At 63.3% G+C, this 24,553-nt stretch carries 29 protein-coding genes and 1 tRNA gene; 9 read left to right on the top strand and 21 right to left on the bottom strand.

Going from position 1 to position 24,553, the window contains the following annotated elements:
* Positions 1-113 precede the first annotated feature (113 nt).
* The 4 genes from WKW80_RS01660 to WKW80_RS01645 are packed head-to-tail and all read left to right on the top strand — an operon-like array spanning position 114 to position 3,165.
* Positions 114-1,127: a hypothetical protein gene (locus WKW80_RS01660; RefSeq protein ID WP_340361783.1), complete on the top strand. Its 1,014-nt coding sequence runs from the start codon at positions 114-116 to the stop codon at positions 1,125-1,127.
* Between the two features lie 23 nt (positions 1,128-1,150).
* A complete protein-coding gene (locus WKW80_RS01655; RefSeq protein ID WP_340361782.1) occupies positions 1,151-2,170 on the top strand; it encodes an alginate O-acetyltransferase AlgX-related protein in 1,020 nt (339 codons plus the stop codon).
* A 33-nt stretch (positions 2,171-2,203) separates the two neighbouring features.
* A complete protein-coding gene (gene zapD / locus WKW80_RS01650) occupies positions 2,204-2,959 on the top strand; it encodes a cell division protein ZapD (protein WP_340361781.1) in 756 nt (251 codons plus the stop codon).
* A complete protein-coding gene (locus WKW80_RS01645; protein ID WP_340361780.1) occupies positions 2,956-3,165 on the top strand; it encodes a DNA gyrase inhibitor YacG in 210 nt (69 codons plus the stop codon). Before zapD ends, WKW80_RS01645 begins: the two co-directional genes overlap by 4 nt.
* A gap of 34 nt (positions 3,166-3,199) precedes the next feature.
* Here the strand turns inward: WKW80_RS01645 and WKW80_RS01640 are convergent, their stop codons facing one another.
* From WKW80_RS01640 to secA, 4 genes are all read right to left on the bottom strand, one after another.
* Positions 3,200-3,622, bottom strand: a complete 423-nt coding sequence (locus tag WKW80_RS01640) for an NUDIX domain-containing protein (protein ID WP_340361779.1) — start codon at positions 3,620-3,622, stop codon at positions 3,200-3,202.
* A complete protein-coding gene (locus WKW80_RS01635) occupies positions 3,619-4,494 on the bottom strand; it encodes an ATP-binding protein (RefSeq protein ID WP_340361778.1) in 876 nt (291 codons plus the stop codon). Before WKW80_RS01635 ends, WKW80_RS01640 begins: the two co-directional genes overlap by 4 nt.
* An 88-nt stretch (positions 4,495-4,582) precedes the next feature.
* Positions 4,583-5,812, bottom strand: a complete 1,230-nt coding sequence (argJ, locus tag WKW80_RS01630; protein WP_340361777.1) for a bifunctional glutamate N-acetyltransferase/amino-acid acetyltransferase ArgJ — start codon at positions 5,810-5,812, stop codon at positions 4,583-4,585.
* A 135-nt stretch (positions 5,813-5,947) separates the two neighbouring features.
* Positions 5,948-8,728, bottom strand: a complete 2,781-nt coding sequence (secA, locus tag WKW80_RS01625; protein WP_340361776.1) for a preprotein translocase subunit SecA — start codon at positions 8,726-8,728, stop codon at positions 5,948-5,950.
* Between the two features lie 185 nt (positions 8,729-8,913).
* Between secA and WKW80_RS01620 the strand changes: the two genes are divergently transcribed.
* On the top strand, positions 8,914-9,219 hold the full coding sequence (locus WKW80_RS01620; protein ID WP_340361775.1) for a hypothetical protein: 306 nt from the start codon (positions 8,914-8,916) through the stop codon (positions 9,217-9,219).
* Between the two features lie 73 nt (positions 9,220-9,292).
* Here the strand turns inward: WKW80_RS01620 and WKW80_RS01615 are convergent.
* The 6 genes from WKW80_RS01615 to petA all read right to left on the bottom strand — a co-directional run bounded on the left by WKW80_RS01615 (position 9,293) and on the right by petA (position 13,546).
* Positions 9,293-9,368 (bottom strand) — tRNA-Thr (locus WKW80_RS01615).
* Between the two features lie 49 nt (positions 9,369-9,417).
* Positions 9,418-9,978 (bottom strand): ClpXP protease specificity-enhancing factor, encoded by a 561-nt coding sequence (locus tag WKW80_RS01610; RefSeq protein WP_340361774.1) that lies wholly within the window; start codon positions 9,976-9,978, stop codon positions 9,418-9,420.
* 30 nt (positions 9,979-10,008) lie between these two features.
* Positions 10,009-10,620 carry a glutathione S-transferase N-terminal domain-containing protein gene (locus WKW80_RS01605; protein ID WP_340361773.1) on the bottom strand — a complete coding sequence of 204 codons (612 nt, stop codon included), beginning with the start codon at positions 10,618-10,620 and terminating at the stop codon, positions 10,009-10,011.
* 90 nt (positions 10,621-10,710) lie between these two features.
* The gene (locus WKW80_RS01600; protein WP_340361772.1) at positions 10,711-11,466 is read right to left on the bottom strand and encodes a cytochrome c1; all 756 of its coding nucleotides are present in this window, start codon (positions 11,464-11,466) and stop codon (positions 10,711-10,713) included.
* A 17-nt stretch (positions 11,467-11,483) separates the two neighbouring features.
* Entirely contained in the window at positions 11,484-12,920 is a 1,437-nt protein-coding gene (locus tag WKW80_RS01595; RefSeq protein WP_340361771.1) for a cytochrome b, read from the bottom strand.
* Positions 12,921-12,931: 11 nt separating this feature from the next.
* Entirely contained in the window at positions 12,932-13,546 is a 615-nt protein-coding gene (petA, locus tag WKW80_RS01590) for a ubiquinol-cytochrome c reductase iron-sulfur subunit (RefSeq protein WP_340361770.1), read from the bottom strand.
* A gap of 161 nt (positions 13,547-13,707) precedes the next feature.
* Between petA and mscL the strand changes: the two genes are divergently transcribed.
* Positions 13,708-14,130, top strand: a complete 423-nt coding sequence (mscL, locus tag WKW80_RS01585) for a large conductance mechanosensitive channel protein MscL (RefSeq protein WP_340361769.1) — start codon at positions 13,708-13,710, stop codon at positions 14,128-14,130.
* On the opposite strand, the gene pdxA is transcribed toward mscL, so the two are convergent.
* Positions 14,131-15,147, bottom strand: a complete 1,017-nt coding sequence (gene pdxA, locus WKW80_RS01580) for a 4-hydroxythreonine-4-phosphate dehydrogenase PdxA (RefSeq protein WP_340361768.1) — start codon at positions 15,145-15,147, stop codon at positions 14,131-14,133.
* Positions 15,144-15,917 (bottom strand): Nif3-like dinuclear metal center hexameric protein, encoded by a 774-nt coding sequence (locus tag WKW80_RS01575; protein ID WP_340361767.1) that lies wholly within the window; start codon positions 15,915-15,917, stop codon positions 15,144-15,146. Before WKW80_RS01575 ends, pdxA begins: the two co-directional genes overlap by 4 nt.
* A gap of 140 nt (positions 15,918-16,057) precedes the next feature.
* Here WKW80_RS01575 and WKW80_RS01570 point away from each other — a divergent pair, with 140 nt between their 5' ends.
* Positions 16,058-17,221: a Do family serine endopeptidase gene (locus WKW80_RS01570; protein WP_340361766.1), complete on the top strand. Its 1,164-nt coding sequence runs from the start codon at positions 16,058-16,060 to the stop codon at positions 17,219-17,221.
* A 1-nt stretch (position 17,222) separates the two neighbouring features.
* On the opposite strand, the gene tatC is transcribed toward WKW80_RS01570, so the two are convergent.
* The 9 genes from tatC to WKW80_RS01525 all read right to left on the bottom strand — a co-directional run bounded on the left by tatC (position 17,223) and on the right by WKW80_RS01525 (position 22,293).
* Positions 17,223-18,023, bottom strand: a complete 801-nt coding sequence (tatC, locus tag WKW80_RS01565; RefSeq protein ID WP_340361765.1) for a twin-arginine translocase subunit TatC — start codon at positions 18,021-18,023, stop codon at positions 17,223-17,225.
* A gap of 55 nt (positions 18,024-18,078) precedes the next feature.
* A complete protein-coding gene (gene tatB / locus WKW80_RS01560; RefSeq protein ID WP_340361764.1) occupies positions 18,079-18,534 on the bottom strand; it encodes a Sec-independent protein translocase protein TatB in 456 nt (151 codons plus the stop codon).
* Positions 18,535-18,540: 6 nt separating this feature from the next.
* Positions 18,541-18,777 carry a Sec-independent protein translocase subunit TatA gene (gene tatA, locus WKW80_RS01555; protein ID WP_340361763.1) on the bottom strand — a complete coding sequence of 79 codons (237 nt, stop codon included), beginning with the start codon at positions 18,775-18,777 and terminating at the stop codon, positions 18,541-18,543.
* A 45-nt stretch (positions 18,778-18,822) separates the two neighbouring features.
* Positions 18,823-19,182 carry a histidine triad nucleotide-binding protein gene (locus tag WKW80_RS01550; RefSeq protein ID WP_340361762.1) on the bottom strand — a complete coding sequence of 120 codons (360 nt, stop codon included), beginning with the start codon at positions 19,180-19,182 and terminating at the stop codon, positions 18,823-18,825.
* Positions 19,172-19,561: a DUF4870 family protein gene (locus WKW80_RS01545; protein WP_340361761.1), complete on the bottom strand. Its 390-nt coding sequence runs from the start codon at positions 19,559-19,561 to the stop codon at positions 19,172-19,174. Before WKW80_RS01545 ends, WKW80_RS01550 begins: the two co-directional genes overlap by 11 nt.
* A gap of 14 nt (positions 19,562-19,575) precedes the next feature.
* Positions 19,576-19,950 (bottom strand): phosphoribosyl-ATP diphosphatase, encoded by a 375-nt coding sequence (locus WKW80_RS01540; protein WP_340362187.1) that lies wholly within the window; start codon positions 19,948-19,950, stop codon positions 19,576-19,578.
* Positions 19,950-20,339, bottom strand: coding sequence for a phosphoribosyl-AMP cyclohydrolase (gene hisI, locus WKW80_RS01535; protein ID WP_340361760.1), 390 nt, complete (start codon positions 20,337-20,339; stop codon positions 19,950-19,952). Before hisI ends, WKW80_RS01540 begins: the two co-directional genes overlap by 1 nt.
* Positions 20,340-20,434: 95 nt before the next feature.
* On the bottom strand, positions 20,435-21,235 hold the full coding sequence (gene hisF / locus WKW80_RS01530) for an imidazole glycerol phosphate synthase subunit HisF (RefSeq protein ID WP_340361759.1): 801 nt from the start codon (positions 21,233-21,235) through the stop codon (positions 20,435-20,437).
* A gap of 14 nt (positions 21,236-21,249) precedes the next feature.
* The gene (locus WKW80_RS01525; protein WP_340361758.1) at positions 21,250-22,293 is read right to left on the bottom strand and encodes a D-hexose-6-phosphate mutarotase; all 1,044 of its coding nucleotides are present in this window, start codon (positions 22,291-22,293) and stop codon (positions 21,250-21,252) included.
* Here WKW80_RS01525 and WKW80_RS01520 point away from each other — a divergent pair.
* Together WKW80_RS01520 and WKW80_RS01515 are read left to right on the top strand one after the other, a co-directional pair.
* Positions 22,238-23,545 (top strand): dicarboxylate/amino acid:cation symporter, encoded by a 1,308-nt coding sequence (locus WKW80_RS01520; protein ID WP_340361757.1) that lies wholly within the window; start codon positions 22,238-22,240, stop codon positions 23,543-23,545. The genes WKW80_RS01525 and WKW80_RS01520 overlap by 56 nt on opposite strands.
* Positions 23,546-23,551: 6 nt before the next feature.
* Positions 23,552-24,469, top strand: a complete 918-nt coding sequence (locus WKW80_RS01515) for an amino acid ABC transporter substrate-binding protein (RefSeq protein WP_422822837.1) — start codon at positions 23,552-23,554, stop codon at positions 24,467-24,469.
* Positions 24,470-24,553 lie beyond the last annotated feature (84 nt).

Here is a 24,553-nt window from a genome sequence, read left to right as displayed (position 1 = left end):
GCTTTCGGCGCCTCCCGCTCGAGAGGGCGATACCAGCTGCGCGGTGCAGCAACCGGAATGAAGACCGTCTTCCGGTTTGCGAACGTCCCGCGCATTGCGACCGAGTCGTGGCAATGAGTCCGGCAAAGCTTTGGCTGCGGGTGTACTTTGCCGGTTTCGTCGTTATCGTGGCGATGCTGATACTGACGCTTTTCACCACCGTGCCCTATGGCGACCTTTCGCGCCTGAGCCGCCTGTCCGATGCCGAATTCGGCTGGCAACAACCCCCGCCCAAGCTGCCGGAGAAGGCATACATGCGCGCGGTACCACTGGCCGAGGCCGACATCATCGTCATCGGAGACAGCTTTTCGATGACGCACGTCTGGCAAGCCGAACTGGTGCGCGCCGGCTACAAGGTCACGACGATCTATTGGGGTTCCTACCGCGAAACGATGTGCGGCGATGTGCAGCAATGGCTGATCGACGCAGGCTTCCGCGGCAAGCTGGTGATCTTCGAGTCCGTGGAGCGCCTGCTGAAGGAGCGACTCAAGCTCAGCAACCAATGTGCGCACATGACCGCGCCGTTCGTGCCGCGGCTCAATCCCCCCGTCGTGGCACTGGCCGAAAAGCCGGACTTCGCCCTCAATTCCACCGCGACGCTGCCGACGGGCATCATTACCTGGGACCGTACGCGGCGCGCGCGGGAATCCCCGGGCGACATCAGTTTCGACGAAACGCAGGTCCGCGTCGTGCCGGACGGGTGCGCCCTGTTCAGCAACGCCCTGTGCCCCAAGGCTCTCTTCTTCAAGCAGGACCTCAAGGCCGGCGAACTCGATGCCAGCGACTTCGAGCGCATGAAGGAATTCAACGCGAAGCACACCCTGATCCCCTATGTGTGGATGGTTCTCCCCGACAAGACCACCACCTACCTGGACCCAGGCCATTCGAAGGCGTTCCGCGACGTCTACATGCCCGCGAAACTCGGGCCCGACTTTTTCACGATGGCTGCCGAGAATCACGACAAGGTCAAGGATTTCTATTTTCCGAACGACACGCACATATCGACGTACGGGCAGGAAATCATGGGAAAGATGATGCTGCAAACGGTGCGCGAGGCACTGGCCAAGCCCGCTGCCGCGCCGCAATAGCGTGGTGAACGCAACGTGGTGACATGAATCCCGCCAAACTTTGGCTGCGCGTCTTCCTTGCAGGCTTCGTCGTCATTGCGGCGCTGCTGGTCGTCACGCTGTTCACGCCCGTACCTTATGGCGACCTGTCGCGCATAGGGCGAGTGTCCGAGCACGAGTTCGGCTGGAAACTCAAGCCGCCGGCGATCGTCGAGAAAGACCTGTACGAGTCGCCTGTGACAGAGGCCGACATCCTGGTCGTGGGCGACAGCTTCTCGATGACACAGCAATGGCAGTCCGTGCTCGTGCATGCCGGCTACCACGTGACCACCACCTATTGGGCCACCTACAGCGAGGCGCTGTGCGGCGACTTCGAGCAGTGGCTCGCCGACGCCGGCTTCCACGGAAAGCTCATCATCTTTCAAAGTGTCGAGCGCCTGCTGGACGACCGCATGCAAAAGTCGGAGGCTTGCGCGAATGGCCGGATGAGCAGGAAATTCACGGCCAAGCCCGAACCGTTCGTCCCACCCTTCAGGGAAGTGCCAGCCTTTGGACTCAACTGGACGGCCAGGCTGACCACCGGCGTCATCACCTACCGGAACACCCGGCGCGCCAAGGAGGCCACGTCGGACGAGCTTATTTCCAGAGCCACCGTCGTGCGCCTGGTGCCCAAGGGCTGCGAACTCTTCAGCCACCGCCTGTGCGACCGCGCCCTCTTCTACTCCGACGATGTCGACAACGGTCCGCTGACGCTCAAGACGCTGGAGCGCTTCAAGGCCTTCACTGCCGCACGCAAGACGACGCCCCTGTTGTGGATGGTGATTCCCAACAAGACCACAACCTACCTGAGGCCGGACAATTCCAGGGAATTCGTCGAGGGCTTCAACAAACTCGGCGTGGGACCGGACCTGTTCGCCCTCATGCGCGAGCAGCGCACCAAGACCCGCGACCTTTATTTTCCGAACGACACGCACCTTTCCATGCACGGCCAGGTCTTGCTAGGTCAACTGATGCTGCAGGAGGTACGCAAGATACTTCCTCCTGCACCGGGCACGCCGCCTTGAAGCTATGATCCCCGCAATAGCCCTCCCATACGCGTGATCCTCTACGAGTACCCCTTCAACGAGCGCATCCGGACCTACCTGCGCCTCGAGCACCTTTTTCGCCGACTCGGCGAACTGGTGCCGGCCGATTCGGCGCTGTTGCACCACTACGCGCTCGTCACGATCTTCGAGATCATGGACGTCGCGGCTCGCGCCGACCTCAAGGCCGACGTGATGCGCGACCTCGAGAAGCACAAGCACGTCTTCAACAGCTATCGCGGCAACCCGGCGATTTCCGAGGCGGTGCTCGACCAGGTGGTGGCCCAGCTCGAGCGCAACTTCAACACGCTCAACACGGTGCCCGGCAAGGCCGGTCAGTCGCTGACCGAGAATGAATGGCTCATGAGCATCCGAAGCCGCGCGGGCATCCCGGGCGGCACATGCGAGTTCGATCTTCCTGCCTACCATGCGTGGCAGCATCACAAGGCATCGGCGCGGCGCGTGGACCTGGAGCGCTGGTCCGCCACGCTCTCGCCGCTGGCCGAATCAATCTACCTGCTGCTCAAGCTCCTCCGCGATGCCGACGTGCCCTACAAGGTGATCGCAGCCAATGGACAGTTCCAGCAGACGCTGCCGCAGGGACGGACCTTCCAGTTGCTGCGCATGCGCATCGACCCGGCGATGGGCCTCGTACCTGAAATCAGCGGCAATCGCCTGATGGTGTCGGTGCGCCTCATGAAGCTCGGCGACGACGATCGGCTGCATCAGAGCAGCGAAAATGCACCATTCGAACTCACGCTCTGCGCATGACGGATCCGGTGAATTTTGGCGAACGCATCGTTCGCTGCCCCGGCTGTGGCGAGGACACCTACTACTCGCCACGCAACCCTTATCGCCCGTTCTGCAGCGCACGCTGCAAGGGCCTTGACCTGGGCGCGTGGGCCAGCGAATCGTTCCGTGTGGCGGCCGACGCGCCGCCCGATGACGAACCCTTTGGCGATCCCAAGCTTCAATAGGCCGCGGCGCCCATGCCGGGCGGGCAATCCGGCGTCAAGCTGAAAGCGTCGGGAGACCGCGTTCTTCCGCAAGCCATGCCAACACCGGCATCGCCCCAGGCAATACCGGCGTCACCTCGAGCGGCAACTGTTGCCAGCACATCTTCTGGCCTTCGCGCATTTCGAACTCGCCGCTCCAGGCATGCACCTTGCACCAGTGCAGGCGCACCAGCGCATGTGGATAGTCGTGTTCAGTGACCTTCCAGGTCGAGGCGCCGGCAATCGTGACGCCGAGTTCCTCGTGCAACTCGCGTCGCAGCGCCTGCTCGACAGTTTCGCCAGCCTCGATCTTCCCGCCCGGGAACTCCCAGTAGCCGGCGTAGGCCTTGCCTTCCGGCCGTGTCGACAGGAGCATCGCACCGTCGCCGCGCACCAGGATGCCGACAGCTACTTCAGTGTGCTTGCGCGCCTCGGTCATGCCACCGCCCTTCCGGCGTAGTCGCGCGCGAACTGATAGGCCACGCGCCCACTGCGCGAACCCCGCTCCAGCGCCCAGACCAGCGCATCCGCGCGCGCCGCGTCGATGGCAGCTGGCGCCACGCCGAACGACGAAAGCCACTGCGCGACGATGGCGAGGTATTCGTTCTGGTTGAATGGATAAAAGCTGACCCAAAGGCCGAAGCGCTCCGACAGCGAAATCTTTTCCTCGATGACCTCGCCCGGATGCACCTCGCCGTCCTCGGTGTGGGTGTAGCTGAGGTTGTCCTTCATGTACTCCGGCAACAGGTGGCGCCGGTTGCTCGTTGCGTAGATCAGCACGTTGGCGGTCGACGCGGAGATCGAGCCGTCGAGGATCGACTTGAGCGCCTTGTAGCCCGGCTCGCCCTCGTCGAAGCTCAGGTCGTCGCTGAACACTATGAACTTCTCGGGCCGGTTCGCGACCACCTCGACGATGTCGGGCAAGTCGGTGAGTTCGGCCTTGTCGACTTCGATCAGGCGCAAGCCCTGCGGCGCATAGGCGTGCAGGCAGGCGCGTATGAGCGACGACTTGCCGGTGCCGCGCGCGCCCGTGAGCAACACATTGTTGGCCGGCTTGCCTTCGACGAACTGGCGCGTGTTGCGATCGATCTTCTCCTTCTGGACGTCGATTTCCTTCAGGTTGTCGAGCGCCATCGCGGCCACGTGGTGGACAGGCTCCAGCACGCCATGCCCGGTGCTGCGGCGGCGGTAGCGCCAGGCGATCGACGCATTCCAGTCCGCGGGCGCGGACAGGGGCTGCGGCAACACCGACTCGATACGGGTGATGAGCTGCTCGGCGCGCTCGATCAGGCGCTGGAATGCCTCGTTCATATCGACGCGGGCCTGGCCGGCCGATGGGTCTCGGTCGCCCCCTCGAAGGGCGGCAGCGAAGTACGCGATGTGACGAACGTGGGGGTCATCAGGATCTGTAGTCGGCGTTGATGGAAACGTAGTCGTGGCTCAGGTCGCAAGTCCAGACCGTGTCGCTCGCGTCGCCACGGCCGAGGCCGATGCGCACGGTAATCTCGCTCTGCTTCATCACGCGCTGGCCGTCTTCCTCGCGATACGAAGGGTTGCGGCCGCCCTTGATGGCCACGTGCACATCGTCGAGATACAGGTCGATGCCGGTCTGGTCCAGGTCGTCGATGCCCGCATAGCCGACCGCGGCCAGGATGCGGCCGAGGTTGGGATCGCTGGCAAAGAACGCCGTCTTGACCAGTGGCGAATGCGCGACCGCATAGGCCGCCTGCCGGCACTCTGCCGCATCGCGGCCGCCTTCTACGCGAATCGTGATGAACTTGGTCGCGCCTTCGCCGTCGCGCACGATGGCCTGCGCGAGCAGGCGCGCGACGTTGCGCATCGCCTCGACCAACGCGCGGCCGTCCGCCGAATCGAGCGAGGTGATGGTGGCGTGCCCGGCCTTCTGCGTGGCAATGACAACGAACGAATCGTTGGTGGACGTGTCGCCGTCGATCGTCACGCGGTTGAACGACGAATCGGCAAGCGTCCTGGCCAAGGGCTGGATCAATGCCGGGTCGATTTTCGCGTCCGTTGCCATGAAACCCAGCATGGTCGCCATGTTCGGGCGGATCATGCCCGCACCCTTGCTGATGCCGGTGATCGTGACGGTCGCCCCGCCGATCTGCACGCGCTGGCTGAACGCCTTCGGCAACGTGTCGGTGGTCATGATGCCTTCCGCAGCGCGCGCCCAATGGTCGGCCGATGCGTCCGCCAGCGCGGCAGGCAAGCCCGCCTCGATACGGTCGATGGGAAGCGGCTCCATGATCACGCCGGTCGAGAACGGCAGGATTTCCTCGGGGGCGATGTCCAGGTGGCGTGCCAGCGCGATGCAGGTGGCGCGGGTGCGCGCCAAGCCGTCTTCGCCGGTTCCGGCATTGGCATTCCCGGTATTGATCAACATCGCACGAATGCCGAAGTTCTGCGCAAGATGCTCGCGGCAAACCTGCACCGGCGCCGCGCAAAAGCGGTTCTGCGTGAAGACGCCACCGACCGCGGCACCTTCGTCGATCAGCACGACCGTCAGGTCCTTGCGATTGGCCTTGCGCACGCCGGCTTCGGCGACACCGATGCGTACGCCAGGCACCGCGAACAGGGCGGCAGGATCAGGGGCGGTCAGGTTCACGGGCATGAAAAGATTCTCCAGACGGGCACGTTCGATTCCAGAAGCACCGCGGAACCGGTTTTGTCGAACCGCTGGTGCTGCCCCTGGACGGGGGTTGGCGCTGCGACACAATCAACACAACGCCGAGGTGAACTCAGGTTCTCAGGTCAGCTTGCCGTGGCACTGCTTGTACTTCTTGCCGCTGCCGCACGGGCATGGGTCGTTGCGCCCGACGCGCGCGAACGCGGCCGCGCCGACGCTGAGGCCACCGCCAACTGCCGCACGGCGAATGCTTTCCTCGTCGACACGCGTCTCGGCCTCGCCCGTTTCGGTGGGCGCGGTGTAGGTGATGTTCGAGATGGCCTCGGCGCGGCTTTCCATGGCGTCGGCTGCTTCGTCGAGTTGCTCACTCGACTGCACGCGCACGGTCATCAGCTGGCGCGTGACTTCGTTCTTGACCGAGTCGAGCAGTTGGCCAAACAGCTCGAAGGCCTCGCGCTTGTATTCCTGCTTCGGCTGCTTCTGCGCATAGCCGCGCAGGTGAATGCCCTGTCGCAGGTAGTCGAGCGACGCCAGATGCTCGCGCCAGTGCGTGTCGATACTCTGCAGCAGCACCATGCGTTCGAACTGGGTGAAATTATGCTGGCCGATCAGTTCGACCTTGGCGGCGAACGCAGCGTTGGCGGCTGCAACCACCTTTTCGACCACGTCCTCGTCGGAGATCGCCGTTGCGGCCTCGACTTCCTTCACCAGCGGCAGGTCCAGGCCCCATTCGGTGGACAGCGCCTTTTCGAGGCCGGGCAGGTCCCATTGCTCTTCGACGGATTCGGCCGGCACGTACTGGCGCGCCAGGTCGGTGAAGCAACCTTCGCGCAGCGCCGCGATCTGCGCCGTGAGGTCGCTCGCATCGAGGATGTCGTTGCGCTGCTGGTAGATCACCTTGCGCTGGTCATTGCTCACGTCGTCGTATTCGAGCAATTGCTTGCGAATATCGAAGTTGCGCGCCTCGACCTTGCGCTGCGCACTCTCGATGCTGCGCGTGACGATGCCGGCTTCGATGGCCTCGCCGTCCGGCATCTTGAGCCGGTCCATGATCGCCTTGACGCGGTCGCCCGCGAAGATGCGCATCAGCGGATCGTCCAGGCTCAGGTAGAAACGCGAGGAGCCGTTGTCGCCCTGCCGGCCCGAACGGCCGCGCAACTGGTTGTCGATGCGGCGCGATTCATGGCGCTCGGTCGCAATGATGCGCAGGCCGCCCTGAGACGTCACGAACTCGTGCTCCTTGGCCCAGTCGTTACGCAGCTTTTCGGCCTCGGCCTGGCGCGTGGCCTCTTCGAGCTCGGGGTTGGCCTCGAGCGTCTCGATCATCTTCTCGACATTGCCGCCGAGCACGATGTCGGTACCCCGACCCGCCATGTTGGTCGCGATCGTGATCATCTTGGGGCGACCCGCCTGCGCAATGATTTCCGCTTCGCGTGCGTGCTGCTTGGCGTTGAGAACCTGGTGCGGCAGGCCCACTTCGTTCAGCAGTCCATCGATGATTTCCGAGTTCTCGATCGACGAGGTGCCGACCAGCACCGGCTGGCCGCGTTCGTAGCACTCGCGGATGTCTTCAATGGCGGCCTGGTACTTCTCGCGCGTGGTCTTGTAGACGCGATCGAGCTGGTCGTCGCGCTTGCTGGCGCGGTTCGGCGGAATCAGGACGGTCTCGAGACCGTAGATCTCCTGGAACTCATAGGCCTCGGTATCGGCCGTGCCGGTCATGCCAGCCAGCTTGGTGTAGAGGCGGAAGTAGTTCTGGAACGTGATCGAAGCCAGCGTCTGGTTCTCGGCCTGGATCTCGACGCCTTCCTTGGCTTCGACGGCCTGATGCAGCCCGTCGCTCCAGCGGCGCCCCGTCATCAGGCGGCCGGTGAACTCGTCGACGATGATCACTTCGCCCTGCTGCACCACATAGTGCTGGTCGCGGTGGTAGAGATGCCGCGCGCGCAAGGCTGCGTTCAGGTGGTGCATCAACGTGATGTTGGCCGGGTCGTACAGCGACGCGCCTTCGGGCAGCAGCTTGAATTCCGACAGGACCTGCTCGGCCTTCTCATGGCCGTCCTCGGTCAGGAACACCTGGTGCGTCTTCTCGTCGACGGTGAAGTCGCCCGGCGTGATGACGCCCTCTCCCGTACGCGGATCGGCCTCGCCCTCCTGCTTCTTCAGTAGCGGCACGACCTTGTTGATGGCGAGGTACAGGTCGGTATGGTCTTCGGCCTGGCCGCTGATGATCAGCGGCGTGCGTGCCTCGTCGATCAGGATCGAATCAACCTCGTCCACGATGGCGTAGTTCAGGCCGCGCGCGACGCGATCCCCCACTTCGTACACCATGTTGTCGCGCAGGTAGTCGAAGCCGAATTCGTTGTTGGTGCCGTAGGTGATGTCGCAGCGGTAGGCGGCCTGCTTTTCCTCGCGCGGCATGTTCGGCAGGTTGATACCGGTGCTAAGGCCCAGGTAGCCATAGAGCCGGCCCATCCACTGTGCGTCGCGATTCGCGAGGTAGTCGTTCACCGTCACCACGTGCACGCCCTTGCCCGACAGCGCGTTCAGGTACACCGGCAACGTCGCCGTCAGCGTCTTGCCTTCGCCCGTGCGCATCTCCGAAATCTTGCCGTTGTGCAATGCCATGCCGCCGAGCAACTGCACGTCGAAATGGCGCATCTTCATGATGCGCTTGGATGCCTCGCGCACCGTGGCAAAGGCCTCGGGCAACAGGTCGTCGAGCGTTTCGCCCTTGGCGAGGCGATCCTTGAACTCCTGGGTCTTGGCCTTCAGTGCTTCTTCACCGAGTTTTTCAAAAGCAGGCTCCAGCGCATTGATGCGGTCGACCGTCTTGCGATACTGCTTGAGGAGACGGTCGTTGCGACTGCCGAAAAGTTGGGTCAGGAAGTTGGTGGCCATGAGTGGAGGATGGACGGGCGCCCGACAGCGTCAGGCACTGCGGCCGAAATCCCTAAGATATGGTGGATGCAAGTGGGCGCGCTTTGCGCAATTGCAAGTTCTTCAAGAATGCAGGCTCGCCCGGCCAGCGCGAACGCCGGCCAACCGCAGATTTTAGCCCGCTTGCCGGAACCCTTTCACACCCCATGAGCAGCCGATTCAACGCCATCACCCTTCAGCAAGCGACCGAAGCTTCACCGACGCTCGCGAGCCTGGCGGCCCGTGTGCGCGACACCAACGAGAGGTTGCGCGTGGTGCTCGATCTGATCCCGCTCGAGATGCGCTCGGCCATCCAGGCCGGACCGGTAGAGGATGGCGTGTGGTGCATGTTGGTCCAAGGCAGCGCCGCGGCCGCCAAACTGCGCCAACTGGTGCCGTTGCTGCAGTCCAGGCTCCAGAACAAGGGATGGGACAACGCCACGATCCGCATCAAGGTGCGGTCGAAGCGCTGAATGAAGAACCGGCAAATCCGCAATGGCTGCCGGGCGCCAATGGCCGAGGCGGCTCTGGTTGCTGCCGGCCGAATGGTGCCGCTTGTCGGAATCGAACTGACGACCTTCCGCTTACAAGGCGGGTGCTCTACCAACTGAGCTAAAGCGGCGTAATTGCGGATTTTAGCGGGCAGCGCCCCCGCGCTTGGCTGCGTTTCACTACTTGATGCGCTTGAGGGAGGGCCGTGCACCGCCGCCCGCAGGCGGACGCGGAGGCTCGTCAAGGTCTGCGTGACTGCCGACCGTGCCGGCACCATCGTCAGGCACCAGGTGCACCACCTTGCCCGCATCGCCATCGGCGGCGCCGCGCCCGGATTCGCGCAGCGGCGTGCGCGCGGCGGGATTCGGAACGGGCAACGCCGGCATTGCGGGCGCTGGCACCGGCGGTTCTGCCGGCGCAGGCGCCGGAAAAGCCATACCCTGCCCGTTCTCTCTCGCGTAGATCGCGATCACCCGGCCCACTGGCACGCTGATTTCACGCGCCGTGCCGGCAAATCGCGCCTTGAACTCGATGAAATCGTTCCCGAGCTTGAGCGAACTGGTGGCATCGAAACTGATGTTCAGGACGATCTCGCCATTCTTCACGTACTCGCGCGGTACCTGCACCGAGTCGTCGACCTGCACCGCCACATACGGCGTGAAGCCGTTGTCGGTGCACCACTCATACAGGGCCCGGATCAGGTAGGGACGGGTGGAAGACGATTCGAGGGCGTTGATCATTTACAGCGTAGTTTGCCTAATTTTGCAAACCTACTTGCGCATCACCTTTTCGGACGGCGTCAGCGCTTCAATGTAGGCCGGGCGCGAGAAGATGCGCTCGGCGTACTTGAGCAGCGGCGCAGCATTCTTGCTGAGGTCGATGCCGTAGTAGTCGAGGCGCCAGAGCAGGGGTGCGATCGCGACGTCGAGCATCGAGAAATTGTCGCCCAGCATGTACTTGTTCTTCAAGAACACCGGCGCCAGTTGCGTCAAGCGGTCGCGGATGTGCGAACGGGCCTTTTCGAGCGCCTTCTCATTGCCCTTGGCGGTGCGGTTCTCGAGCGTCGAGACGTGCACGAAGAGTTCCTTCTCGAAGTTGAGCAGGAACAGGCGCACGCGGGCACGGTCGACCGGGTCACCGGGCATCAGTTGCGGGTGCGGGAAGCGTTCGTCGATGTACTCGTTGATGATGTTCGACTCGTACAGGATCAAGTCGCGCTCGACCAGGATCGGCACCTGGCCGTAGGGGTTCATCACGTTGATGTCTTCTGGCTTGTTGTAGAGATCGACGTCACGGATTTCAAAGTCCATGCCTTTCTCGAACAACACAAAGCGGCAACGATGGGAGAAAGGGCAGGTTGTTCCTGAATACAAAACCATCATGGCGAAAGGCCTCCTAAAAATCAAAAAGAGTGGGTCGCGTTGGCAACCCACTCTGCGGGACCGGACGCGGTGCATCCGATCGGCGTTGGACTACTTGACGTCTTTCCAGTACGACGCGTTGAGGCGCCAGGTAAAGACCACGGCCATCACCAGGAACAGAAGCACCCAGACGCCGACGCGCACGCGCGTGTTCTGGGCAGGTTCAGCCATCCACTGGAGGTAGTTGACCAGGTCGCCAACGGCCTGGTCGTACTGCAGCGGCGTCATCGTGCCGGGCGTGAGTTGCTCCCAGCCCTTGAATACTTCGATCTCGTGGCCGTGTGCCTCGATCTTGTCGTACACCGGCCGGCGATCGCCCTGCAACTCCCACATCACGTGCGGCATCGCAACGCTCGGGAATACGAGGTTGTTCCAGCCCGTGGCCTTGGTCTCGTCGCGATAGAACGTGCGCAGGTAGGTGTAGAGATAGTCGGCACCAGTGCCGCCATGGCCGGCGCGCGAACGTGCCACCAGCGTGAGGTCCGGCGGCACCGCGCCAAACCACTCCTTGGCCTGACGCGGATCGATGTTGGCCTTCATCGTTTCACCGACCTTCTCGGTCGTGAAGAGCAGGTTTTCCTTGATCTGCTGCTCGGTGATGCCGATGTCCTGCAGCCGGTTGAAGCGCATGAACGCCGCGGAGTGGCAGTTGAGGCAGTAGTTGACGAACAATTTCGCGCCGTTTTGCAGCGAGGCAACGTCGTTGGTCTTGTTGGGCGCCTTGTCCCAGGCAATCCCTTCTTCGTTGGCATGTGCGCCGCCCATCAGGGCGAGCGTGGTCATCAGCGTGAGGATCAGTTTCTTCATTGTTCTTGTCTCCTGTCTCAGTGCGCAGCAAAAACCACGCGATCAGGGACAGGCTTGAATTCGCCCAGTCGGCTCCACACCGGCATCAGCAGGAAGAAGCTGAAGTACAGGAGCGTGCCGATTTGCGAGATCGTTTGTGCAATGTCGAGCGTGCCCGAACCGATCGGCATCGTGCCCCAGACGCCCGGCGGCTGGATGCCCAGGTAGCCAAGGATCAAAAAGAAGAAGACGAACACACCGTAGACGTACTTGTGCCAGCTCGGCCGGTAGCGGATCGACTTGACCGCGCTCTTGTCGAGCCACGGCAGGAAGAACAGGATGATGACGGAGCCGCCCATTACCACCACGCCCCAGAATTTGGCGTCGAAGGTGTTCAGGAGATAGATCACCACGACCGCAAGCACGGCGGCTGCAATCTTGAGGCCCAGGCCCATCTTGCCCTTGACGAAGGCGTAGACCGCGCAAAGCGCCACGATCAGCGAGAACACCTTGACCATGTCATCGGTAGTCGCACGCAGCATCGAATAGAACGGCGTGAAGTACCAGACCGGGGCAATGTGGTTCGGCGTCTTCAGGGAATCGGCCGGGATGAAGTTGTTGTACTCGAGGAAGTAGCCACCGGCCTCGGGCGCGAAGAAGATCACGGCCGAGAAAACGGTCAGGAACACCACCACGCCAAAGATGTCGTGCACCGTGTAGTACGGGTGCGACGGGATGCCGTCGAGCGGATGGCCATCCGGGCCGCGCTTGGCCTTGATCTCGATGCCATCGGGGTTGTTGGAACCCACTTCATGCAGCGCGATCAAGTGCGCGACCACGAGGCCCAGCAGCACCAGCGGCACGGCAATCACGTGGAAGCTGAAGAACCGGTTCAGGGTGGCGTCGCTCACCACGTAGTCGCCGCGGATCAGCAGCGCGAGGTCAGGGCCGACGAAAGGAACGGCGGCGAACAGGTTCACGATCACCTGCGCACCCCAGTAGCTCATCTGGCCCCAGGGCAGCAGGTAGCCCATGAAAGCCTCGGCCATCAGGCACAGGAAGATGGCACAACCGAACACCCAGATCAGTTCACGCGGCTTGCGATAGCTGCCGTACATGAGCCCGCGGAACATGTGCAGGTACACGACGATGAAGAACGCCGACGCGCCCGTCGAGTGGATATAGCGGATCAGCCAGCCCCACGGCACGTCGCGCATGATGTATTCGACCGACGCGAACGCCTGCGCGGCGTCGGGCTTGTAGTGCATCACGAGGAAGATGCCGGTCACGATCTGGATCACGAGGACCAGCATCGCGAGCGAGCCGAAGATGTACCAGATGTTGAAGTTCTTCGGCGCGTAGTACTGGCCCCACTGGTCGTTCCAGAGCTTGGTCAGCGGGAAGCGGTTGTCGACCCAGTTGAGGAGCTTTGCGCCGCCCGGTGCGTTGGGGGAGATTTCCTTGAATTCGGCCATGTTCTTCTGCCTCAGGCTTTCTTGTCTTCGCCAATCAGCAGGCGCGTGTCCGAGAGGTACATGTGCGGCGGCACCGGAAGGTTGTCGGGCGCAGGCTTGTTCTTGAACACACGGCCGGCCAGGTCGAAGGTCGAGCCATGGCAGGGGCACAGGAAGCCGCCTTCCCAGTCATTGGGCAAGGACGGTTGCGGGCCGGCCTGGAAGCGGTCGGTCGGGGAGCACCCGAGGTGGGTGCAGATGCCAACGACGACAAGCACGTCAGGCTTGATCGAGCGGTGCTCGTTGAGCGCGTACTTGGGCGTTAATTCGTCTTGGTGGCGCTTCGACTCGGGGTCGGCCAACTGGCCGTCGAGCTTTGGCAGCTCCGCGATTTGAGCAGGCGTGCGCTTGAGGATCCAGACCGGCTTGCCGCGCCATTCGACCGTCATCTTCTCGCCGACCTTCAGGGCTCCGATGTCGACTTCAACCGGTGCACCCGCGGCCTTGGCTTTTTCCGAGGGTTCAAAGGTGCTGACGAACGGAATTGCAGTGGCCACGCCGCCCACGGCGCCTGCGCAGCCGGATGCGATCAACCATGTCCGCTTGCTGGTGTCGACCCTGGGGCTGCCGACGGGGATGTCACTCATGGGGGTCCTCAAATCTTCGCGGGATGCTTCGGTCAACCCGGGATTGTAGCGGAGCGTTGCAGGCCGATTCAACGAAGCAAACGCGTCGAGCGGGTGGTGCGCGCGCCGCATAACGCCTAGTATTCGGCCAGTTTCAATAACCCGTAGAGAGGACGGTCCAGATGAGTTTCATGAAGGAATTCCGCGAGTTCGCGGTCAAGGGAAATGTCATCGATCTTGCCGTCGGCGTGATCATCGGCGGGGCGTTCGGCAAGATCGTCGACTCCCTTGTGGCGGACATCATCATGCCGATCGTGGGCATGGTGTTCGGCAAGCTGGATTTCTCGAACCTCTATATCGTGCTCGGCACGCCGCCCGCGGGCGTGGCCAATACGCTGGCCGATTTGAAGAAGGCGGGTGTTCCGGTTCTTGCCTACGGGAACTTCATCACCATCGCGGTGAACTTCATCATCCTTGCCTTCGTCATCTTCCTCATGGTCAAGCAGATCAACAGGCTGCGCAACACCGAGGCGGCCGCGCCGCCCGCGCCAGCCGAAGACATCGTGTTGCTGCGCGAGATTCGCGACAGCCTCAATCGCCGCTGATCAGGGTTGGGCCAGCGCTCGCGCCATGCGAATGGCCGCGAGCAGGCTGGCGGGATCGGCAACGCCTTTGCCGGCGATGTCGAACGCGGTGCCGTGATCGGGGCTGGTGCGCACCAGTGGCAGCCCTAGCGTCACATTCACGCCCTGCTCCACACCGAGGTACTTCACCGGGATCAAGCCCTGGTCGTGGTACATCGCGATCACCGCATCGAACTCGCCGGTACGCGCACGCATGAACACGGTGTCGGGTGCGTAGGGGCCATGGGCATCGATGCCCTCCGCGCATGCGGCCCCGATGGCGGGGGCGATGATCTCGCGCTCTTCGGACCCGAACAGGCCGCCCTCGCCCGCATGCGGATTGAGCCCGGCCACCGCGATCCTGGGCGCTTTTCCCAATGCGGCCTTGAGCGCCGCGTGCGTGATGCGCAAGGTCTGCAGCACGCCGTCGAAGTGCACGGCTTCGATCGCGTCGCGCAGCGACATGTGGATGCTGACCAGCACGGTACGCAGTTCATCGTTGGCCAGCATCATGCGTACGGGCACGTCTCCCAACGGTCGATTCAGGTGCGCGGCGGCCTCGGCCTGCAGCAATTCCGTATGGCCGGGAAAGGCGAAGCCGGCCGCGTGCAGCGATTCCTTGTGCAGTGGCGCCGTAACGATCGCGGCAACATCGCCGCGCAATGCGGCGCGTGCAGCCCACACGACCGCATCGCCGGCTGCACGGCCCGCGGCAGCGCTGACCTGGCCCGGCACAACGCCCTGCGGCGATGCGATGGCCTGCAACACCGGAACGCAGTGCGGCGGCACATTGCCAGCGTGCTCCACGAATTCGATGAGCGCCACCGGCACCGGCGGGCGACCGGTTGCCGCCAACGACTGGCTGGCCTGCCGCATGGTCGCGAGGTCTCCGACGACGAAGCAGCCACGCGTGATCTCCAACTCGTCGCGAAATGCCTTGGCAATGATCTCGGGCCCGATACCGGCCGGGTCGCCCTGTGTGACGGCGATGGGCTTCACGCGGGGTTGTCGATGTCGATGAACTCGTGTTTAAGGCCGAGCGTCGCTGCCACATGTCCGGCGACCGCGGGCGCGCCGAAGCGCTCGGTCGCGTGGTGGCCGCAGGCCAGGAACGCGACGCCCATCTCACGAGCGTAATGCGCCTGCGGCTCGGAAATCTCGCCCGTGATGAAGGCGTCGGCGCCGGCGGCGATGGCGGCTTCAAAGTAGCTCTGCGCGCCACCGGTGCACCAGGCGATGTTCTTGATGGGGCGGTGCGTCGGGTCGACCAGCGCGACCGGCCGCTTGAGCACCTTTTCGACATGCAGCGCCAGCGCTGTTGCACTCGAGAAGCTTTCGCCGTTGGTACGCCCGCCGAAGAAGCCGAGGTCCTGCTCGCCGAAGCGCCCGGCCGACCCGGGCTGCGCGATCAATCCGAGCTGAAGACCGAATTGCGCGTTGTTGCCCAGTTCCGGGTGCGCATCGAGCGGGAGGTGATAGGCGAACAGGTTGACATCGTCCCCCAGCAGCAAGCCGAGCCGCTGCCGCATCCAGCCGGTCACACGGCCGTCCTGACCGCGCCAGAACAGGCCGTGGTGCACGAAGATCGCGTCGGCATCGACATGGATGGCCGCCTCGATCAGCGCCCGGCTCGCGGTGACGCCGGAGACGATCTTGCGCACCGTGGTGCGCCCTTCCACCTGCAGGCCGTTGGGGGCGTAGTCCTTGAACCGGCTCGGAGCCAGCAGCAGATCGAAGGCGTGCAACAGTTCGTGGCGAGTGGTGCTCATGCCGCGATTGTGGCTCCGTCTTGCCTCCAAGTGCATATGCGGGCTGTCTTCCCGCGCAGGCCGTTGGGGGACAATGCCGACTCTGGTGTGCGGGGGCCTCCCGGCCACCGCTGCGCAACCCCTTTTCGTGCCCTTTTTCCATGAAACGCACCTGGCTGCTATTTGCCCAAACCGTGACCGTCCTGCTGGCGGCCTACTTCGTCGTTGCCACGCTCAAGCCCGAATGGCTCAACCGGCGCGGCACGCTCGGCGGACTGGTCTCCGTGATCGAAGCGCCCGTCCCGGGACCAGCGCCAATGGCGCCCGGCAGCCTGAGTGCCGCGGCAAAGAAAGCGTCTCCGGCCGTGGTCAGCATCAACACCAGCAAGGCGGCCCAGCGCCATCCGCGCAGCAATGACCCATGGTTCCGCTTCTTCTTCGGCGACCAGGGCGATGAGCAACCACAAATGGGCCTCGGCAGTGGGGTGATCGTCAGCACCGACGGCTACATCCTGACCAACAACCACGTCGTCGAAGGCGCCGACGAAATCGAAGTCACCCTCAACGACAGCCGCCATGTCCCCGCCAAGGTGGTCGGCACCGACCCCGATACCGACCTCGCCGTGCTGAAAGTCGAACTCGACAAGCTGCCCGTCATCGTCCTGGGCAACTCCGACACGCTTCAGGTCGGCGACCAGGTGCTGGCGATTGGCAACCCGTTCGGCGTCGGCCAGACCGTGACGAGCGGCATCGTGTCGGCGCTCGGCCGCAACCAGCTCGGCATCAACACCTTCGAGAACTTCATCCAGACCGATGCCGCCATCAATCCCGGAAATTCGGGCGGCGCGCTGGTGGACGTCGTCGGCAACCTGGAGGGCATCAATACGGCGATCTATTCGCGCTCCGGCGGCAGCATGGGCATCGGATTCGCCATTCCGGTGTCGACCGCCAAGCTGGTGCTGGAAGACATCGTGCGCGACGGCAAGGTCACGCGCGGCTGGATCGGCGTGGAGCCGAACGAGCTCTCGCCCGAACTTGCGGAAACCTTTGGCGTCAAGGCCAGCAAGGGCGTGATCATCACGGGCGTGCTGCAGGCCGGCCCGGCCGCCAAGGCGGGTATTCGTCCTGGCGACGTGATCACCAGTGTGGGCGAAAAGAAGATCGACAACGTGCAGGAACTGCTGACCGCCGTGGCCGGCCTCAAGCCTGGCAGCGCCGCGCGCTTTGCGCTGCAACGCGGGGGCGACAAGCTGGAACTGGACGTAACCTCGGGCCTGCGACCCAAGACCTCGCCGCGCCGCGTGCCGCAGCAGGAACCTGAATAAGTCAGGGCGCAGGCGAGTCGGCGCTTTCGTCGGGCGCCTTGGCCTTGGTATGGCGCACGAAGTACTGGGCCCCGATGATCCCGATTTCATAGAGCAGGCACATCGGCACGGCCAGCGCCAGTTGCGACACCACGTCGGGCGGCGTCAGGACGGCCGCCACGACGAACGCGATGACGATGAAGTAGCCGCGAAACGACCGCAGCTTCTCGACCGTGACCATCTCGAAGCGCACCAGCAGCATCACCACGATCGGTACCTGGAACGCCACGCCGAAAGCGATGTAGAGCGACAGGATGGCCTCGACGTAGGACGCAATGTCCGGCGTGGCCTGCACCGAGGGCGGCGCAAAGCGCTGGATGAAGGTGAACATCTTGTCCAGCACGAAGAACTGCACGAACGCGATGCCCCCATAAGCCAGCAGGCTACCGAAGAAGATCAGCGGCAATGCAAAGCGCTTTTCATGGCTGTAGAGGCCGGGCGCCACGAACATCCAGATCTGGTACATGAGCCACGGCAGCGCCAGCAGCACCGCCGTCATGCCCAACACCTTGAGCGGCACGAAGAACGGCGAGAACACCCCGATGGCAATGAGCTTGGCGCCCTCGGGCATGTGGGCGCGGATCGGGATGGCGATGAAGTCGATCAGCCCGCTCGGGCCGGGCCAGATGGCCAGCACGGCCGCCGCCACGGCCAGGCCATAGCAGCAATAGAGCAGGCGGTCGCGAAGCTCGACCAGATGCTGCACGAACGGCTGTTCTGTGCCTGCGAGTTCGTCTTCTTTGTTGTTCGTGGGTTCGGCCATTGGAGAAGGTGCATTGACCGGTGCGAAGGCCGGAGCGCGCGGACGCGGAGAGAACTCAGTTGATCTTGTGCGGACGGAAGCGGGCCACGCGCGCCGCGCCGGAGAGCGCCTTGGTGCGCACGCCGTTGCGCGATTTGTACCACCGCGGCGTAGCGCCCTGCTTCAGGCGCCAGTTCTTGCGTGGATGTTTGTATTCGGGGAACACCGGCGCGACTTCGGACAAAGCCGTGTTGTCGTCGATCTCCCTGAAGCTCTTCTCGATCGAATTCGCCTCGCTGTGGATGCTTTGCTCAACATCGCGCGCCGCGTCTTCGACGGTGCTTTTCATCTTGCGGAGTTCGTCCAACTCCATCGAGCGGTTGACCTCCGCCTTCACGTCATTGACATAGCGCTGCGCCTTGCCGAGCAAGGTGCCGACGGTGCGTGCTACGCGCGGCAGCTTTTCAGGCCCGATGACGATCAGCGCCACCACGCCGATCAGCGCCATCTTTTCGATACCGAGGTCGAGCACGCGCGATCAGGATTTTTGACGGGCTTCGACGTCGATCGTCGGCTTGTCGGTCGTGGTGGCGGCCGTCACTTGCGCGGGGGGCGTAGCGGTGGCGTCAGTGGCGGCGCCGTCCTTCATGCCGTCCTTGAAACCCTTGACCGCGCCACCGAGGTCGCTGCCCATGTTGCGCAGCTTCTTGGTGCCGAACACCATCACCACGATCAGCAGCACGATCAGCCAGTGCCAGATTGAAAATGAACCCATGGATGACTCCTGAAATTTGTGGCCAATTTTAAGCGGGGCGCAGCTTTAGCCCCTTAGCCATGGGCGGGGGCCGCCCATGACGTGAACATGGAGATGGTGAACCTCCTGCCCACCCTCGGCGCCGGTGTTCACCATCACGCGGAAACCGCCTTTCGGATACGGATTGCACCCCGCCTCGACCGCGAGCCTGGGCGCGAGCGTCATGATCTTGCCCATCAGCGCGGAATCTTCCGGTGTCAGCTGCGCCATCGACGGGATGTGGCGCTTCGGCACCAGCATGAAATGGACCGGCGCCCACGGCGCGATGTCATGGAAGCCGAACAGTTCGTCGTCCTCGTACATCTTCCTCGACGGAATCTTGCCTTCGATGATTTTGCAGAAGATGCAGTTTGGATCAGATGGCACGCGTTGACTCCACAGGTTGGCCGGCGTTCATGCGCACCATGCCTTTGATGATTCGGTACAGAAACCACAACGAAATCAGTGCCCAGGCGATCCAGCCCGGCACGAAAAGCAACAGCCACAAGGGCGCCGTCACCACATAGAGCAAGCCGGCCCACAGCACCGAGCGAATTCGCCAGGCAAAGTGCGATTCCTGCCAGGTGCCGACCGCTTCGTCGCGCTTGACCAGGTCGATGACCAGGGCGATCAGCAGCAGGGCGATGGACGGTTGTGCGCTGGGCAGCACTGCGGCCACCGCCACGATCAGATGCATGAAATAGCTGATCCAGCCGATCGTCTTGAGCGAGTCGCTCGGGGATGCCGGGACGATGTCGTTCGCCATGATGTGCCCTTTGTTCAATCGTTCGACGCATCTCGATCCTGCGCCTTGCGCAGGGCCTTTTCCTCGATGCCGCTGGTGCCTTCGCGGCGCATCAGTTCGGCAACCACATCTCGCGGCGACAGGCCATAGTGCGCCAGCGCCACCATGCTGTGGAACCACAAATCGGCTACTTCGTTCACTATTTTCGCGCGGTCGCCGCCATGGTCGGCGTCTTTTGCGGCCATGACAACCTCGGTGGCTTCCTCACCGATCTTCTTCAGGAAGGCATCGGGGCCCCTGTGCAGGAGGCGGGCCACGTAACTCTTGTCCGGATCGCCGCCATGCGCGGGCAGTCGGCTTTCGATGACGGCGGCGAGGCGGTCCAGGGGGGCAATGTTCATGTCATTCATCACTTGTAGATCGACTCCGGGTCTTTCAATACCGGCTCCACCGCCGTCCACTGGCCGTTCTCGAACTTGCTGAAGAAGCAGCTGTGGCGTCCGGTATGGCAGGCGATGCCCGGCTCGTGGCCGAGTTGCGTGACCTTCAGAAGCACCACGTCGTTGTCGCAGTCGAGCCGAATCTCGTGCACCGTCTGCACGTGGCCGGACTCTTCGCCCTTGAACCAGAGCTTGTTGCGGGAGCGGCTGAAGTACACGGCACGGCCCAGTTCAGCCGTCTTGCCGAGCGCCTCGCGATTCATCCAGGCGAACATCAGCACGTCGTTGCTGCCCTGCTCCTGCGCGATCACCGGCACCAGGCCGTTCGCGTCCCATTTCACTTCATCGAGCCAATTCATCCGCGCATTGTCGGTGATTGGAAAAGGCGCCGCCGGGCCGCTGGCATCGCGCTCGCGAGGGCATGTACCCATCCGCGGGCATGCCCGGTGGTGCGTCAAATCCTGACGGGTATGCCTCGCGCCGCCATGCGCTGCTTGGCCTCGCCTACGGTGTGCTCGCCATAGTGGAAGATGCTCGCAGCGAGCACCGCGTCGGCGCCGCCCTGCTGCACGCCGTCGGCGAGATGGTCGAGGTTGCCGACACCGCCGGACGCGATCACCGGCACGCTGACCGCGTCGCTCACGGCACGGGTCAGGGCCAGGTCGAAGCCGCTCTTGGTACCGTCGCGGTCCATGCTGGTGAGCAGAATCTCGCCGGCGCCGCGGCGGGCCATTTCGGTGGCCCATCGAACGGCGTCGAGGCCGGTGTTCTTGCGGCCGCCGTGGCTGTAGACGTCCCAGCCGGGTCCGGCTGCCTTGCCGTCGGCGCCGATGCGGGTCTCCTCCTCGGCCGTGCGGCGCTTGGCATCGATGGCGACCACGATGCACTGGGCGCCGTATTTGTGCGATGCAGCATCGATCACGCCCGGGTCGGCGATGGCGGCCGAGTTGAAACTGGTCTTGTCGGCACCGGCATTGAGCAGTCGGCGCACGTCGGCCACGGTGCGCACGCCGCCGCCCACTGTCAGCGGAATGAACACCTGCGAGGCGACGGCTTCGATGATCGGCAGGATCAGGTCGCGGCCGTCGCTGGTGGCGGTGATGTCCAGGAAGGTCAGCTCGTCCGCGCCCTGCGCGTTGTAGCGCGCCGCGATCTCGACCGGATCGCCGGCATCGCGCAGTTCCAGGAAGTTGACGCCTTTCACGACGCGGCCACCGGTGACGTCAAGGCAGGGAATGATGCGTTTGGCAAGCATGGGGGTTCAGGGAATCAAAGGACGGTGAGTTCTTGCCACGCCTGCCATTGGGCGCCGGGCAGGAGCGTGACGTTGTCGTCGATGCGGGCCGCTTCCACGCACAGCATGTGGCGGTAGCCGTCGTCAGGCATGTCGGCCAACTTGGCGCTGAGCGCGGCGCCGGGGTTCCAGACCACGGTTTCGGTGCAGGTGATGCTCTGGGCGATCTGCAAGGTGCCTGATGGCTGCACGAGTTTCAGCGGCGCGGCGGGAGCGGTGTATACGCTGTCGAACTCAGCGGTGAAGCGCAGCGCTTCCGCCGTCTCCGCGTAACGCAGGTCGCGCAAGGAATCCCAGCATGGGGCGCCATGCAATCCCTCAAGCCTGGCGTGCGCGATGTCGTCGACTCGCAAATAGCTGTGCAGCGCAAGGGCGAAGCTGAGCGGCGCCGCATCGGTGTTGGCCACATCCAGCGTGATACGGAGTTGCCGCGGCGCAAGGGCTACCGTGAGTTGCAGGCCGAAGGCATGCGGCCACATGGCGCGCGTGGCGCCGTCGTCGCGCAGCGTCATTGCCAGTTGGCCATCGGCGGCGGGCGTCGCTTGCCAGGGCAGGTTGCGCGCGAAACCATGCTTGGGCAGCGATCCCCGCACGTTGAATTGTGGCCAGCAGACCGGAATGCCGCCGCGGATGGCGCTCTTGCCGTCGAAAAGCGCTTCAGGGCTCAGGTAGATGCGCTCCGTGCCGTCTGCTGTGGTCCACGAAAGCAGGTGCGCGCCATGCAGCGCAACGACCGCGCGGTCGCCGGCCGGCAGGGTGAGCGCGAGCGCCGGTTGGCCGCGGAACTGAAGGGGTTGGATCGGCATGCCTCCGATTCTAGGTAGCACACGCAGGCCGTTCGGTGCAGAGTGCATATCGTCATGGCGGATTTGCATGCCAACCAGTTGGCGGCGACGCGGATTTGTCATGAAATCGCTGTCGGAGATCAAATTCAAAAAAATTCCACCTGGAGAGGTTTGCAGCATGAAAAAGAAATTCCCCCCGGCCTTGTCGATCCTGATAGCGATGGTGATCGGCATCCTGATCGGCTACATGATTTTCAAGAGCTTCCCCGACAAGAAGACTGCTGCGGAAATCGCGGGGTACGTGTCCATCATGTCGGACGTATTCCTGCGGCTAATCAAGATGCTGATCGGTCCGCTCGTGTTCTCCACGCTGGTGGTGGGCATCGCGCATATGGGGGATGCAGCCTCGGTCGGCAGGGTTTTCGGCAAGGCGCTGGGCTGGTTCATCACGGCATCGCTGATCTCGCTGATCATCGGCCTCGTCATGGCCAACTTGCTGCAGCCTGGCATCAACCTCGGGCTGCCGCTGCCTGACATCGGCTCCTCGGCCAACCTGGCCACCTCCAAGTTCACTGTGAAGGACTTCGTGAGCCACCTGGTGCCGAAGTCGTTCGCCGAGGCCATGGCCAACAACGAAATCCTGCAGATCGTCGTGTTCTCGATGTTCTTCGGCGTGGCGCTGGCATCGCTGGGCGACAAGGCCAGGACGCTGGTCAACGCGATCGATGAGTTGTCGCACGCCATGCTCAAGATCACCGGCTACGTGATGAAGCTGGCCCCATTGGCCGTATTGGCAGCCATGGCTGCTACCGTCGCGGTGAACGGGCTGGAGATCCTGCTGAAGTTCGCCGTGTTCATGGGCGACTTCTACCTGGGGCTGTTCGTGCTCTGGGGCGTGCTGGTCGGTGCTGGCTTCCTGTTCCTTGGCCCCCGGGTTTTCAGGTTGCTGGTGCTCATCAAGGAGGCGTTCCTGCTGTCGTTTGCGACCGCGAGTTCCGAAGCGGCCTATCCGAAGATCCTCGACGCACTCGACCGTTTCGGCGTCAAGCGGAAGATCTCCAGCTTCGTGATGCCGATGGGTTACTCGTTCAACCTCGACGGCTCGATGATGTACTGCACCTTCGCCGTGCTGTTCATCGCGCAGGCCTACGATATCCACCTGGCGCTGGGCACGCAGATCACCATGCTGCTGATCCTGATGCTCACGTCGAAGGGCATGGCGGGCGTGCCGCGTGCCTCGCTGGTGGTGATTGCGGCGACGCTGAACCAGTTCAACATCCCCGAAGCCGGCCTGTTACTGATCCTCGGCGTGGACACCTTCCTCGACATGGGCCGCTCGGCCACCAATGCGGTCGGCAATTCGATCGCCACGGCCGTGGTCGCCAAGTGGGAAGGCGAGTTGTTGCCCGTGGCCGAGGCCGAGGCCAATGCGCGCAAGCTGGATGTCGAAAGCGCCGCCACGCTGGCGCATCCGGTGCACGCCTGAAACCCCATGAATTCCGCATGGAAGCGGCTGGCGGCCGCAACACTGATGGCCTTGGGGCTTGGCATTGCCAGCGCCCAGACACTGCCCGACGCTGCGCTCGCCGGCACGCTCGAAAAGGTGCGCGGCGCCGGTGTAGTGGCGATCGGCTACCGCGAATCATCGATCCCGTTCTCCTACCTCAATGACCGCAAGGAGCCCATCGGTTATTCGATCGAGCTGTGCAAGCAGCTGGTCGACGCCATGAGCGATGCGGTCCACAGGACACTCGCGATCAAGTGGGTGCCGGTGACGGCGGCCTCGCGTATCGATGCCGTGGTCAATGGCCAGGTGGACATGGAATGCGGCTCGACCACGAGCAATCTGGAGCGGCAGAAGCGCGTGGCTTTCTCGCCCACGATGTTTGTCTCGGGCACCAAGCTGCTGGTCAGGAAAGGTTCGCCGGTGAAGGACTACCGCGAACTGGCCGGCAAGACGGTGGCGGTGACTTCCGGCACGACGAACGAGAAGACCATGAAGGACTTGTCGGAGCGCTTCAAGCTCAACTTGAACATCGTGGTGTCGAGGGACCATGCCGAATCGTTCGGCTTGGTGAAGAGCGGGAAGGCCGACGCATTCGCGACGGATGACGTGCTGCTTTACGGCTTCATTGCCGAAGACAAGGCCGCATCCAAGGGCCAGACCGACTACCAGGTGGTCGGCGACTTCCTTTCTTACGACCCCTACGGCGTGATGTACCGCAAGGACGATCCCCAGATGGCCAAGCTGGTCAATGAATCGTTCCAGATCCTGGCGCAGGACGGCGAGATCGAGCGCCAATACAAGCGCTGGTTCCTGCGCAAGCTGCCATCTGGCACCAGCCTCGACCTGCCGATGAGTCCGCAACTCGAAACCATCCTCCAGACCATGGCGGTCAAGACGGAATAGAAGCCGAAGCAACCTGTAGCTGTCACACGCGGCCCGCACCGGCAACGGTTGCGGGCTTTTTTTACGCAGCGTGCGCTGCCGAGG

Origin of the sequence: Variovorax humicola, from assembly GCF_037889915.1 — a bacterium.
Lineage (GTDB): Bacteria > Pseudomonadota > Gammaproteobacteria > Burkholderiales > Burkholderiaceae_C > Variovorax > Variovorax humicola.
The sequence above is the reverse complement of the archived record's forward strand: the minus strand, read 5'-3'. Positions and strand labels throughout refer to the sequence as shown.